Source organism: Microbacterium sp. BE35 (assembly GCF_031457705.1).
GTDB classification, from domain to species: domain Bacteria; phylum Actinomycetota; class Actinomycetes; order Actinomycetales; family Microbacteriaceae; genus Microbacterium; species Microbacterium trichothecenolyticum.
The window spans coordinates 1,049,629-1,062,444 of the sequence record NZ_JAVDXD010000001.1 but is presented as its reverse complement, the minus strand read 5'-3'; the positions used below and the strand labels follow the sequence as shown (position 1 = coordinate 1,062,444).

13 protein-coding genes and 1 tRNA gene are annotated in these 12,816 nt (G+C 69.4%); 8 read left to right on the top strand and 6 right to left on the bottom strand.

Features of this window, described 5'->3' with window-relative positions; translation table 11 throughout:
* Positions 1-7 precede the first annotated feature (7 nt).
* Positions 8-91, bottom strand: a tRNA-Leu gene (locus tag J2Y46_RS04650).
* Between the two features lie 158 nt (positions 92-249).
* Here J2Y46_RS04650 and J2Y46_RS04645 point away from each other — a divergent pair.
* The 7 genes from J2Y46_RS04645 to pknB all read left to right on the top strand — a co-directional run bounded on the left by J2Y46_RS04645 (position 250) and on the right by pknB (position 9,134).
* The gene (locus tag J2Y46_RS04645; protein WP_045302007.1) at positions 250-993 is read left to right on the top strand and encodes a DUF3662 and FHA domain-containing protein; all 744 of its coding nucleotides are present in this window, start codon (positions 250-252) and stop codon (positions 991-993) included.
* Positions 990-1,529, top strand: a complete 540-nt coding sequence (locus tag J2Y46_RS04640) for an FHA domain-containing protein (RefSeq protein ID WP_310240541.1) — start codon at positions 990-992, stop codon at positions 1,527-1,529. The genes J2Y46_RS04645 and J2Y46_RS04640 overlap by 4 nt, the downstream gene beginning before the upstream one ends.
* Before the next feature lie 18 nt (positions 1,530-1,547).
* Positions 1,548-2,786, top strand: coding sequence for a protein phosphatase 2C domain-containing protein (locus tag J2Y46_RS04635; RefSeq protein ID WP_310240539.1), 1,239 nt, complete (start codon positions 1,548-1,550; stop codon positions 2,784-2,786).
* Positions 2,783-4,177, top strand: coding sequence for an FtsW/RodA/SpoVE family cell cycle protein (locus J2Y46_RS04630; RefSeq protein ID WP_045302002.1), 1,395 nt, complete (start codon positions 2,783-2,785; stop codon positions 4,175-4,177). Before J2Y46_RS04635 ends, J2Y46_RS04630 begins: the two co-directional genes overlap by 4 nt.
* A gap of 1 nt (position 4,178) precedes the next feature.
* Positions 4,179-5,639 carry a penicillin-binding protein 2 gene (locus J2Y46_RS04625; protein ID WP_045302000.1) on the top strand — a complete coding sequence of 487 codons (1,461 nt, stop codon included), beginning with the start codon at positions 4,179-4,181 and terminating at the stop codon, positions 5,637-5,639.
* Positions 5,636-7,345: a serine/threonine protein kinase gene (locus J2Y46_RS04620; protein ID WP_310240534.1), complete on the top strand. Its 1,710-nt coding sequence runs from the start codon at positions 5,636-5,638 to the stop codon at positions 7,343-7,345. Before J2Y46_RS04625 ends, J2Y46_RS04620 begins: the two co-directional genes overlap by 4 nt.
* A 94-nt stretch (positions 7,346-7,439) precedes the next feature.
* On the top strand, positions 7,440-9,134 hold the full coding sequence (pknB, locus tag J2Y46_RS04615) for a Stk1 family PASTA domain-containing Ser/Thr kinase (protein WP_310240531.1): 1,695 nt from the start codon (positions 7,440-7,442) through the stop codon (positions 9,132-9,134).
* A 9-nt stretch (positions 9,135-9,143) separates the two neighbouring features.
* Here the strand turns inward: pknB and J2Y46_RS04610 are convergent, their stop codons facing one another.
* The 3 genes from J2Y46_RS04610 to J2Y46_RS04600 are packed head-to-tail and all read right to left on the bottom strand — an operon-like array spanning position 9,144 to position 10,782.
* A complete protein-coding gene (locus J2Y46_RS04610; protein ID WP_310240529.1) occupies positions 9,144-9,800 on the bottom strand; it encodes a glutamine amidotransferase-related protein in 657 nt (218 codons plus the stop codon).
* A complete protein-coding gene (locus J2Y46_RS04605) occupies positions 9,797-9,985 on the bottom strand; it encodes a hypothetical protein (protein ID WP_045301995.1) in 189 nt (62 codons plus the stop codon). The genes J2Y46_RS04610 and J2Y46_RS04605 overlap by 4 nt, the downstream gene beginning before the upstream one ends.
* The gene (locus tag J2Y46_RS04600; RefSeq protein WP_310240526.1) at positions 9,985-10,782 is read right to left on the bottom strand and encodes a class E sortase; all 798 of its coding nucleotides are present in this window, start codon (positions 10,780-10,782) and stop codon (positions 9,985-9,987) included. The genes J2Y46_RS04605 and J2Y46_RS04600 overlap by 1 nt, the downstream gene beginning before the upstream one ends.
* Before the next feature lie 55 nt (positions 10,783-10,837).
* Here J2Y46_RS04600 and J2Y46_RS04595 point away from each other — a divergent pair, with 55 nt between their 5' ends.
* Positions 10,838-11,077 (top strand): cell division protein CrgA, encoded by a 240-nt coding sequence (locus tag J2Y46_RS04595; RefSeq protein ID WP_045301992.1) that lies wholly within the window; start codon positions 10,838-10,840, stop codon positions 11,075-11,077.
* A 164-nt stretch (positions 11,078-11,241) separates the two neighbouring features.
* On the opposite strand, the gene J2Y46_RS04590 is transcribed toward J2Y46_RS04595, so the two are convergent.
* A complete protein-coding gene (locus J2Y46_RS04590) occupies positions 11,242-12,135 on the bottom strand; it encodes a rhomboid family intramembrane serine protease (RefSeq protein ID WP_045301990.1) in 894 nt (297 codons plus the stop codon).
* Between the two features lie 87 nt (positions 12,136-12,222).
* A complete protein-coding gene (locus J2Y46_RS04585; protein WP_045301987.1) occupies positions 12,223-12,795 on the bottom strand; it encodes a peptidylprolyl isomerase in 573 nt (190 codons plus the stop codon).
* Between the last annotated feature and the right edge of the window lie 21 nt (positions 12,796-12,816).

Below are 12,816 nucleotides of genomic sequence, written 5' to 3'. Positions count from 1 at the left end.
CCCGCTGTGCGCGAGGGGGGAGTTGAACCCCCACGCCCTTTCGGGCACTGGCACCTGAAGCCAGCGCGTCTGCCTATTCCGCCACTCGCGCGAGCCGCGGCATCCGGAGATCCCGCGAAACTCAACTTCCCGAGGATATCATGCGTCGCGGCCCCTTCCGAACTCTCCTGTCCGGGGGCGCGGTCCATGACGGGTACAGCCTGTGCAATTAGCATGTAGCAACCGGCACCCCCCCTCTAGAGGAGCTCCGTGGGACTACTTGACAGCTTCGAGAAAGGTCTGGAGCGCGCAGTCAACAGCGCGTTCGCCAAGACCTTCCGCAGCGGCATTCAGCCTGTCGAGATCGCATCGGCCCTGCGCAGCGAACTCGACAAGAAGGCGGCAGTCGTCAGCCGCGACCGCATCCTCGCGCCGAACACGTTCACGGTGCGCCTGTCACCCGCCGACGACGACCGCATCTCGGCTCTCGGCGACGCGCTCCTGCACGAGCTCGACACGCTCGTCCATGCGCACGCCAAAGCACAGGGGTACTCGTTCGCGGGGCCGGTGACGATCGCGATCCGCCGCGACGAGGAGCTGTCGACCGGCACTCTTCGCGTCGAGTCGTCGACGGCGCAGGGCGGCCGCGTCTCGTGGCGCGGCGTCGTGGACGTCGAAGGACGCCGCATCCCGCTGACGAAGTCGCGCACGGTCATCGGCCGCGGCAGCGACGCCGACATCACGGTCGCCGACTCGGGCACCAGCCGCAAGCACGTCGAGATCCTGTGGGACGGCGAGCGCGCGATGGTGCGCGACCTGGGCTCGACGAACGGCACGATGCTCGACGGCCGCAAAGTGACCGAGGCGGCCCTGCCACCGGACTCCACGGTGCGCATCGGCCGCACCGACATCGTGTTCCGCGTCGTCGCACAGGCGAGCGCGCCGCGGCCCGCAGCATCCGTCGACGATGCCACACGAGCGTTCGACGCGCAGGAGAGGGGCCCGCTGGCATGAGCGAGCTCACCCTGCTGCTGCTGCGCATCGGCTTCCTGGTGCTGCTGTGGGCGTTCGTCTTCGCCGTCGTCTACTCGCTGCGCGCCGACCTGTTCGGCGTGAAGGTGAGGCGGATGCCGGATGCTGCGGCCGCCGCAGCGGCCGCGCCCATGGCGTCGGGTGCCGCCGCCTCGTCCGTGACCGCGCCCGTCGCTCCGGCAGTCCCTGCCCCCGCCGCCAAGCCCGGCGGACCCGCCACGACCGCCACCGCGTCGCGCATCGTCATCACGAGCGGACCCAAGACCGGGCTCGAGCTCCCGCTGGGCAACGAGCCGCTCACGATCGGCCGCTCGAGCGAGTCGGGACTCGTCGTCCGCGACGACTACACGTCGAGCCACCACGCACGCCTGGTGCTGTGGGGCGACCAGTGGATGATCCAGGATCTCGACTCGACGAACGGCACCTGGCACGACGGTGTGCGTGTGACGGCCCCGGTCCCCGTGAACCTCGGCGCCCCGATCAAGGTCGGCGCGACGACGTTCGAGCTGCGGAAGTAGCGGGCGGACCCCTCGCACATGGTCTTCCAGGGCTCGAGCGCCGCGATCTCGCACACCGGCAAGGTGCGCTCCAACAACCAGGACTCCGGGTACGCCGGCTCGAACCTGTTCGTCGTGGCCGACGGCATGGGCGGTCACGCCGGTGGCGATGTCGCGTCGAGCCTTGCGATCTCGCGCCTGGAGGGCCTGGACCGCCCGTTCGACTCGACCGCCGAGGCGGAGCGGGCCCTGCGCGATGCGATCTCGGATGCCGCGGTCGACCTCGTCGACACGGTCGGCGTCAGGCCGGAGCTGGCCGGCATGGGCACCACGGTCAGCGCGCTCATCATGGTGGACGACTACGCCGTGATCGCCCATATCGGCGACTCGCGCATCTACCTGTTCCGCGACGGTGCCCTCACGCAGATCACCACAGACCACACTTTCGTGCAGCGCCTCGTCGACTCGGGCCGTATCACCCCCGAAGAGGCGCGTTACCACCCGCGCCGCTCGGTGCTCATGCGCGTGCTCGGCGACATGGACACCGATCCCGAGCTCGACACGTTCATCATGCCGACGCAGCCCGGCGATCGCTGGCTGCTGTGCTCGGACGGCCTGTCGGGCGTTGTCGACGACCCGCACACCTCCAAGGCGCTCGGGCTGGGTCTCGCCCCGGGCCGCACGGCCGACAACCTGCTCAAGCAGGCCCTGGACGGCGGCGCCCCCGACAACGTCACGATCGTCATCGTCGACGTCGGCGGACAGCATCCGCTCTTCTCGGGGACCCCCACCATCGTGGGCTCCGCGTCGAACCCGGTCGGCGTCGAGGTGCCCGCGGCCGCGCCGCGGCGCTCGAGCTGGCTGCACCCGAACCGCCAGGCGGCGAACGAGCCGACGCACTTCGAGCCGGCGCCTGAGTTCCTCGAGGAGCTCATCGAGGAGGACCGGCGACGGGCGCGTCGCCGCCGCATCGGCTGGATCGCCGGCGTCGCGCTCGTGCTCGCGATCATCGCCGGGGCCACATGGATCGGCTACCAGTGGACGCAGACGCGGTACTACGTCGGCGCCGACGAGGACACCGTCGTCATATACCAGGGCGTGCAGCAGAGCATCGGGCCGATCTCGCTGTCGACCCCCTACGAAGACACCGGGATCCCCCTCGATTCGCTCTCGGACTTCGCCCGTGCGACCGTGGAGCAGACCATCTCGGCGAACTCCCTGTCGCACGCACGGCAGATCGTGTCGGGAATCAGCGACCTGGCGGGAGGCGGCGGATGAGCACATCCACGGGCACGCCCACCGAAGCCGTCTCGACCGACACCGCCGTGGTGCGGGCGCTGCGCCGCATCCGGGTTCCGCAGACGCAGCGCAATCGCGAGCTGGCTCTCCTGATCTTCGCGTTCGCGATCAACGGCGCGGCGATCGCGCTGGTGCAGCTCGGCTCCGAGGGCGTGATCGACTGGACGTTCCTCGTCTACTGCGGCGGCCTCACCGCGCTCGTGATCGCGCTGCACATCCTGCTGCGCCTGCGCGCCCGCGCGGCCGATCCGTTCGTGGTGCCGATCGCGACGCTCCTCACCGGGCTGGGCCTCGCGATGATCTACCGGCTCGACCTCTACTGGGAGCGCCACGGGTGGGACGCGTTCTCGACGCGGCAGCTCGCGTGGGCGGCGATCGCCCTGGTCGCGGCGATCCTCGTGGTGATGTTCCTCAAGAACTACCGCGTGCTGTTCCGGTACACGTACATCTTCGGGTTCGTCGGCATCGTTCTGCTGATCCTGCCGGTGATCCCCGGTCTCAGCGGCGGGGGCAACGCGGATGTCTGGGTCGACCTCGGCATCTTCACGTTCCAGCCCGGCGAGCTCGCGAAGATCGCGCTCGGCATCTTCTTCGCCGGCTACCTCGTCCGCACACGCGAGAGCCTGACCTCGACGGGAACCCGCTTCCTCGGCATGACCTGGCCGCGCGCCCGCGAGCTCGGGCCGCTGCTGGTGATCTGGCTCGTGTCGCTCGGCATCATCGTGCTGCAGCGCGACCTCGGAACCGGTGTGCTCATCTTCGGCATGTTCGTCGCGATGCTCTACGTCGCAACGGGAAAGACCAGCTGGGTGCTCATCGGCGTCGTGCTCGCGGTATCGGGTGCGTTCCTCGCGTCGCGGATCCTGCCGTACGTCGGCGCGCGGTTCGACAACTGGCTCGACGCGTTCAACCCCGAGCTGATGGACAACTCGAGCTACCAGCTCGTCAACGGCATCTTCGGCATGGCGAACGGCGGCCTGCTCGGCACCGGCCTCGGCCAGGGGCGGCCGTACCTCACGCCGGTCGCCGAGAGCGACTACATCCTTCCGGCGCTCGGCGAGGAGCTCGGTCTCATCGGGGTCTTCGCGATCCTGTGCCTGTACATGGTGTTCACGAGCCGCGGCATCCGCATCGGTCTCGCGGGGCAGGACGACTTCGGCAAGCTCCTCGCGACCGGCCTGTCGTTCACGATCGCGCTGCAGGTGTTCATCATGGTCGGCGGCGTCACCCGCCTCATCCCGCTCACCGGACTCACGACACCGTTCCTCGCGGCCGGCGGTTCATCCCTCGTGGCGAACTGGATCATCGTCGCCCTGCTGCTGCGCATCTCGGATGCCGTCCGCAGCCGACCGAGGGTGGTGATCGGCTGACATGACGAAGGAGCTCCGCCGGCTCAGCATCCTGATGCTGATCATGTTCCTCGCGCTGTTCGGATCGACGAGCTGGATCCAGGTGATCCAGACCGACGAGCTCGCGGCGAACCCCGCGAACCGCCGTGCGCTGTACGACTCGTACGAGGTGCAGCGCGGATCGATCATCGCGAGCGGCTCGGCCATCGCGTCGTCGGTGCCGTCCGGCGACCTCTACAGCTGGCAGCGCGTGTACACAGATGCCGACATGTGGGCGCCGGTCACCGGCTACATCAATCCCGCCCTGAACTCGGCGACCGGCATCGAGCAGGCCATGAACCAGGAGCTCAGCGGCACGGCGGGATCGCAGTTCCTGTCGCGCGTGGAGCGCATCTTCACCGGGCAGCCGCCGCGCGGATCGAACGTCGTGCTCTCACTGGACGCCGACGTGCAGCGGGCGGCCTACGAGGCCCTGGGCGACCTGCAAGGCGGGATCATCGCGATCGAGCCGTCGACCGGCCGCATCCTGGCGATGGTGACAAGCCCCAGCTACGACACGAACGTGCTGGCCTCGCATGCCACCGGCGAGGTGAACGCCGCGTACGACGCGCTCGTCGCCGACCCCGGCAAGCCGCTGTCGAACCGTGCGATCGCGGGCGATCTCAATCCGCCGGGCTCGACGTTCAAGCTCGTCGTCGCCTCCGCGGCCCTCGCGTCGGGCGACTACACGCCCCAGTCGACGCTGCCGAACCCCGCGACCTACCAGCTGCCGCAGTCGTCGAGCGTGGTGCACAACGCGAGTGGCGGCACGTGCGGCGGCGGCGACACCGTCACCCTCGCCGACGCGCTGCGGCTGAGCTGCAACATCCCGTTCGCGGAGCTCGCGGTTCAGCTCGGCGACACCGCGATCCGCGAAGAGGCCGAGAAGTACGGTTTCAACCTGTCGTTCGAGCTGCCGCTCATCTCCACGCCGTCGGGCTACCCCCGGACCATCCAGGACGACGCGCAGACCGCCCTGAGCGGCTTCGGCCAGGGTCAGGTCACGGCGACGCCCCTGCAGATGGCGATGGTGTCGGCCGGCATCGCGAACGGCGGGATCGTGATGAACCCTCGCATGGTGGATCGCGTGATCGGCCCGGATCTGTCCGTTCAGAAGACCTTCGACGACAGTGAATTCGGGCGTGCCCTCGACACGGCCCTCGCCGACGAGCTGGTGGCGATGATGGTCGCCAATGTCAGTGACGGTGCTGCGTCGGGTGCAAGAATAGACGGGGTCGACGTGGCCGGAAAGACGGGTACCGCGGAGAACACGGGCGATGAGCCGTACACCCTCTGGTTCACCGGGTTCGCACCCGCCGACAACCCCGAGGTCGCCGTCGCCGTGGTCGTCGAGGACGGCGGCAGGCAAGGACAATCGGGCAGCGGCAACACCATCGCCGCTCCTATCGCGAAGAAGGTCATGGAGGCGGTGCTGGGACGATGAGACCGACGCAGGGCGTGACCTTCGGCGGCCGATACGAACTCGATTCGCGGATAGCGATCGGCGGCATGGGCGAGGTCTGGGAGGCGACCGACCACGTCATCGGACGAACCGTCGCCATCAAGATCCTCAAAGACGAGTACATGGGCGATCCGGGCTTCCTGGAGCGCTTCCGCGCCGAGGCCCGCCACGCGGCGCTGGTCAACCACGAGGGCATCGCCAGCGTGTTCGACTACGGCGAGGAGAACGGCAGTGCCTTCCTCGTGATGGAGCTCGTCCCCGGCGAGGCGCTGTCGACGATCCTCGAGCGCGACGGGTCTCTGTCGACCGACAAGACGCTCGACATCGTCGCCCAGACGTCCGCCGCACTGCAGGCCGCGCACGCGGCGGGCCTCGTGCACCGCGACATCAAGCCCGGGAACCTCCTCATCACGCCCGACGGGCGTGTGAAGATCACCGACTTCGGCATCGCGCGCATCGCCGACCAGGTGCCGCTGACCGCCACCGGCCAGGTCATGGGCACCGTGCAGTACCTGTCGCCCGAGCAGGCGTCAGGACACCCGGCGTCGCCGGCCACCGACATCTACTCGCTCGGCATCGTCGCGTACGAGTGCCTCGCGGGCAAGCGTCCGTTCACGGGCGAGTCGCAGGTCGCGATCGCGATGGCGCAGATCAACGAGCAGCCGCCCGCGCTGCCCGCGACGGTCGCCGTCCCGGTGCAGAACCTCGTCATGGCGATGATCGCCAAGAAGCCCGAGGAGCGACCCGCCTCGGCTGCCGCCGTCGCGCGCGCCGCCACGGCGCTGCGCCGCGGAGACGTCGCTGCCGCCGCCGCAGCCGTACCGGCGATCGCGGGCGCGGCCGCCGCCGGCGACGCGGCGACCCAGCTGCTCGCCTCCGGCTCCGACACGTCCGCGGCGACCCGCATCATGCCGGCCCCGGGCGAGGAGGTCGCCGAAGAGACGACCGAGAAGAAGAAGCGCAGCCCGTGGACGTGGCCGCTGATCGCGCTCATCGCGCTGCTGCTGCTCGTGCTGATCGGAACGATCTGGGCCGTCGTCGCGAACTCGGGCAACGAGCCGGAGCCCGACCCGACGAAGACGTCCGCGTCGCCGTCCGCGACGCCGACGAACACCCCGACGCCGACGCCCACCACGGCGAACGTCGTCGCGGACGACTACGTCGGCCAGGACTGCGCCACCGCGTCGGCCGCGCTCGACGCGCTCGGCCTCGGGGCGAGCTGCGTGGAAGGCAACGCGGCTCCGGATGAGGGCAGTGTGGGCAAGATCTACAGCGTCTCGCCGACGGGCAACGTGCCGAAGGGCACGATCATCGAGCTGACGGCGTACGCGGGGCAGACCCCGATGCCGGAGCCCTCGACCCCGACGTTCCAGGGATCGCCGGCGACGGTGGAGCCCGGCGGAACCCTGACGGTGATGTGGGACGGCTACACGTGCCCGTCCGGCACCGGCTCGGTGAGCTCCTACACCTTCGCGGTCCAGAACGGCACGATCCAGAACGGCCCGAACTTCCCGCAGAACGCGCGCAACGCGACGGTGACGGCGGGCGACACGGCCGGTCAGACGGTGATCGTCACGTATACCGTCACCTGCAGCGGCGGCACGGCAGGCAACCGCACGTCGGGCGCGTCCGGCGAGGCGACGGTGCTGATCGAGGCCGCGGCCCCGATCCCGACGCCCACGCCGTGAGCTTGGCTGAGTGAGTCCTCCGAGCGGGTCGTACGGCACGTGCGACCCGCTCAGGCTCGGCTAATGTGGCTGATGTTCCAGGCAGGGAGTGACCGTGACAGCTGAGCCGCGCGTGCTTTCGGGGCGCTATCGCATCGATGAGCCGATCGGCCGGGGCGGCATGGCGAGCGTCTACCGCGGGTACGACCTCACGCTCGGCCGCGAGGTCGCGATCAAGATCCTCGACCGCGAGCTCGCCGACGACAACGCGTTCCGCACGCGGTTCCGCCTCGAGGCGCAGGCGGCCTCCCGCATGGCCCACCCGACCATCGTCCGCGTCTACGACGCCGGCGAGGACTCTCTGACCGCTCCCGACGGCACCGTGCGCCCGGTGCCCTTCATCGTCATGGAGCTCGTCAAGGGCCGGCTCCTCAAAGAGATCATCGCGGCGGGACCCGTCCCGGTGACGGATGCCGTCCGCTACGTCGACGGGATCCTCGAGGCCCTCGAGTACTCGCACCGGGCCGGTGTGGTGCACCGCGACATCAAGCCGGGCAACGTCATGGTGACCGACGCCGGACAGGTGAAGGTCATGGACTTCGGCATCGCGCGCGCGGTGTCGGACTCGTCGTCGACGGTCGCCGAGACGACCCAGATCCTCGGCACCGCCGCATACTTCTCGCCCGAGCAGGCCAAGGGCGAGCCGGTCGACGCCCGCGCCGACGTGTACTCGACGGGCGTCGTGCTGTACGAGCTTCTCACCGGGCGCCAGCCGTTCCGCGGCGAGTCGCCCGTCGCGGTCGCGTACCAGCACGTCAGCGAGGCACCGGTGCCGCCGTCCGAGGTGAACGACACCGTGCCACGGGCGCTCGACACCGTCGCGCTGCGCGCCCTCGCCAAGGACCCGTTCCAGCGCTACCAGGACGCCGCAGGCTTCCGCGAGGCGCTCGACGCGACGGTCGACGGCCGACAGCCCTCCAAGCGCCAGGTCGGGGCCCTCACGAGCGAGCTGTACGGGCCGAACCCGCGGCAGGCCGCCGAGACCGCGCGGTCGCTGCGTCAGCTGAGCACCGACACCACGATGAAGCGCACACAAGCCGGCCCGCCGGTGGCGTGGATCTGGGCCGGCGTGGCACTGCTGGGCGTGCTGCTCATCTCTCTGCTGTTCTGGGTGCTCACGATCCAGCCGCGCGACGACCTCCCGGGCAACGTCCGCGAGGTGCCGGACGTGTCGGGCATGACCTACGAGCGGGCGAACGACACCCTCGCCGAGTCGGACCTCCGCGCGATCCGCGTCGACGAGGAGAGCACCGACGTCGCGGCGGGCAACGTCATCCGCACCGATCCCGAGGCGGGGACCTCGGTCACGCCCGAGCAGCAGGTGAAGGTCTACGTGTCGACCGGACAGCAGATGTCTACGGTCCCGACGCTGACCGGCCTCGGACAGGATGCCGCGACCTCGGCCATCACCGGCGCGGGGCTGCAGCTGGGCACCGTCACTCAGCAGAACGACAAGGATCTCGCGGCGGGCACGGTGATCTCGAGCGACCCCGTCGACGGGGCGAGCGTGCCCACCGGGGCGATGGTGAATCTCGTGGTCGCCTCCGGCCGCGTGGCCATCAACGACGTGCGCGGCTACACCGTCGATGCGGCGACCCGGGAGCTCGAGAGCCTCGGCCTCACGGTCATCCCGGCGGAAGACCCGAACTGTGCGGGCTCCACCCCGCCGACGGTGTCGTCGCAGTCCCTCACTCCGGGGGACGTCCCGGTCCACTCCGAGATCACGCTGACCTACTGCACGGGAGCCTGACCCGCCGGCTCACCGCCCGGGGGCTCGGCGCCGCGGGCTCAGCGCAGCGCCGCGGGACGCGGCATCCGTGTATCCGATCGATGCGAGCCAGTTGCCGAGCAGACGGTAGCCGCCCTCGGTGAGCACGCTCTCAGGGTGGAACTGCACCCCGAGGATGGGCGCGGTGCGATGGGAGACGCCCATGATCACCCCGCTCGCCGTGCGGCTCGTGACGACGAGGTCATCGGAGAGCGTCTCGGGCACGATCGCGAGGGAGTGGTATCGCGTGGCTGAGAAGGGGTCGGGCAGTCCGGTGTACAGGGGTGAGCTGTCGTGGTGCACGAGCGACGTCATGCCGTGCATGAGCTCTGGCGCGTGATCGACGGTGGCTCCGAACGCCTCGCCGATCGCCTGGTGGCCGAGACACACGCCGAGGAGAGGGATGCCGCCGGCCGCTGCGGCGCGGACCACCTCGATCGACGCGCCGGCGTCGGCGGGGGCACCGGGTCCGGGTGAGACGAGGACGGCTGGCCGGCCTGCGATGTCCCGCGACGGATCCGCGAGGGCATCCGCCTCGACGAGATCGGTGTCGGCGCCGAGTTCGTGAAGGTACCCGATCAGGGTGTGCACGAAGCTGTCGTGATTGTCGACGACGAGGATCGGCGCCGACGAGGAGGGGTCGGTCACGACGAGGGCGTCGGCGTGGACGCCGCGGGGAGGGTGACGGTGACCTCCTGCGGGTTCACGAACTGGCTCACCCACGGGAACACGTAGAAGAGGAGTCCGTACAGCACCGCGGCGATCAGCACGAGCAGGATGAGGACCCTCACCCACCACGGGCCGGGGAGGATCCGCCACAGACCCGCGTACATCAGGCCACCGCCTGGAGCGAGGCCGGTTCTTCGCCGCTGGCGGAGCGGGGCGTGAACGACTCGAACACGCCGTACGCCACGATGCGCTCGGTCATGGCGTACATCGGGCTGCAGCTCGTGAGCGTGATGTAGGCCGTTCCTGCGGGGACGTCCATCGCCTGGGGGACGGGAAGGAGCACCTCGACCTCATTCGGCTTGACGTATTGGAGCGTGCGGAAGCGGTACGTGTACCAGCCCTCCTGCGTCTCGACGACGATCGCGTCGCCGACGTGCAGATCGGCGATGCGGTTGAAGGGCTTGCCCCACGTGGTGCGGTGAGCGGCGAGGGCGAAGTTGCCCGCTTCGCCCGGCATCTTCGTGCCGGGGTAATGACCGATGCCGATCGGGTCGAGGGTGCGGGCGCGCGTGACGCCGCCGGCCATCGGCACGGCGTAGTCCGCGCCGAACCGGGGGATCCGCATGATGGCGAAGGTCTGTCCGTCGGCGGGTTCGGCGAGCACAGGCGGCGGCGCGGTGACGGGCGCGACCTCGGGGTCGGTGCCGGCGTCGGTCGGCGCGGGCTCGGGAGTCTGCTCCTCGTACTGCGCCTGCCACTCCTGCGACAGCTCCGTGCCCTCGGCGTTGCGCTCAGCGCCGTAGATGAGGTCGCCCACCCAGAGCTGCCACACGACGTAGAGGAGCACGATGACGCCGGCGGTGATGAGGACCTCGCCGATGACGCCGACGACGGACGTGCGCCGACGCGGGGTTCGAGTCCCGCGGGCAGCTCGCCCCTGACCGGAAAGCGCGTCATCCACAGGTGGATTCTAGTCAGGGCGGGCTGTGGCGCGGCTGGCAGTTAGACTCTTGAGCATGGCACGACCCGGCAAAGACGACGACTCGCTCGTCGAGCGCGCAGAAGGCGAAGCCGCACCCAACCCGGTGTGGTTCAAGCCGATCATGATCGGACTGATGCTCATCGGTCTGGTGTGGATCCTCGTCTTCTACCTGAGCGGCATGGCGTTCCCGATCCCCGACATCGGGGCATGGAACCTCGTGATCGGCTTCGGCATCGCCTTCATCGGCTTCCTGATGACGACGCGCTGGCGGTAGCGACACTTCGAAAGAGAAACCCCGGTCTACGGCGACCGGGGTTTTTCCGTGCCCGGATGCTGCGGATCCGGCCGATCCGGAGTTGTTAACAAGTCTGTTAACACCTGTGAATTACACCGGTGTCATTCTCCCCAGGGTGTGGATGAACCTGTGGATAACTCTGTTCAGAGGATGATGAGCGCGGGGAAGAAGACCGGCACGAACAGGAGAGCCACGAGCCCCGCGCCGACCGCGACGAGCAGCCCGATCTGCAGCCCGCGCTGGCGGACCGCACGCGTGCGCGTGTAGATGAATGCGACGAGCAGACCGACGACGAGTCCACCGACGTGCGCCTGCCACGACACGTTGAATCCGGGGATGAACCCGATCACGAGGTTGATTCCGAGCACGAGGGCGATACCGGCGATGTTCGCGCCGATGTGCCGGCCGATCACGAGGAGCGCCCCGAAGAGGCCGAAGATGGCACCGGATGCCCCGACCACGGGCGTCGTGAACGACAGGAGCGTCACGGCGACCGACCCGCCGAGCGCGCTCAGGAGGTAGAGGGTGAGGAACCGCCCGCGGCCGAGGAGCGGCTCGAGGCTGCGTCCGATCATCCACAGGGCGAGCATGTTGAGTCCCACATGCCAGATGCCCGAGTGAACGAGGGCAACGGTGAGCAGACGCCAGGGCTGGGAGGTGCCCCGGAACTCGGGGTAGAGCAGCGGCGCCCAGTAGTACAGCGCGTCCTGGACGGCGCCGCCGAAGCCGCCGGGGATGAGCGTGAGCAGGAAGACGAAGGCCGTGATCGCGATGATCGAGTAGGTCACGATGGGCCGGCCGGCCGACGCCGACACCGCACGGGGGCGCGACCACCGCCGTTCGGCCTTCTTCTGTGCCGGCGACTGAGCCTTCTGCTGGTCGCGGAGGCACTCCGGACAGATGACCCCGACGGCGCCCTGAGTCTGGCATTCCGGGCAGATCGTGCGCAGGCACCGCTGGCACAGCACGAAGCTCTGCCGGTCGGGATGCCGGTAGCAGAAGTTGTCGCGGTTGCGCTGGAATTCCTGCGTGCTCACGAGGGACCCGTCTCTGTCTCGCCTGGGCTCAGGGATGCGGATGGCCCGGGGCGGCGGTCGCCGCCCCGGGCCCGGTGACGCTCGCGCTCAGACCGCGGCGACGTCGATCGACTCGATGACGACGGGCTCGACCGGGCGGTCGCCGGCGGCGGTCGGCACCTCGGCGATCGTGTCGACGACGGCCTTGGAGGCGTCGTCGACGACCTCGCCGAAGATCGTGTGCTTGCCCTGCAGCCATTCCGGGCCGCGGCCGCCCTGGCCGGGGACGGTGATGAAGAACTGCGAGCCGTTGGTGCCCTCGGGCTGGCCGGTGATCGCGTTGCGGCGCAGGCCCGCGTTCGCCATGGCGAGCTTGTAGGGAGCGGTGAAGGTGAGTTCGCCGCTGATCTCGTCGTTGAAGTTGTAGCCCGGACCGCCCACGCCCTGCCCGAGGGGGTCGCCGCCCTGGATCATGAAGCCCGAGATGATGCGGTGGAAGATGACGTCCTTGTACAGCGGGCCCTCGCCCGGCTGGCCGGTCGCCGGGTGCGTCCACGCCTGCGAACCGTCGGACAGGCCGATGAAGTTCTGCACGGTGCGAGGAGCCTGGTCGCCGAACAGGTTGACGACGATGTCGCCGTAGTTGGTGTGGATCGTTGCAACAGCAGTGTGAAGCGGCATGTCTACATTGTCTCAGAGTTC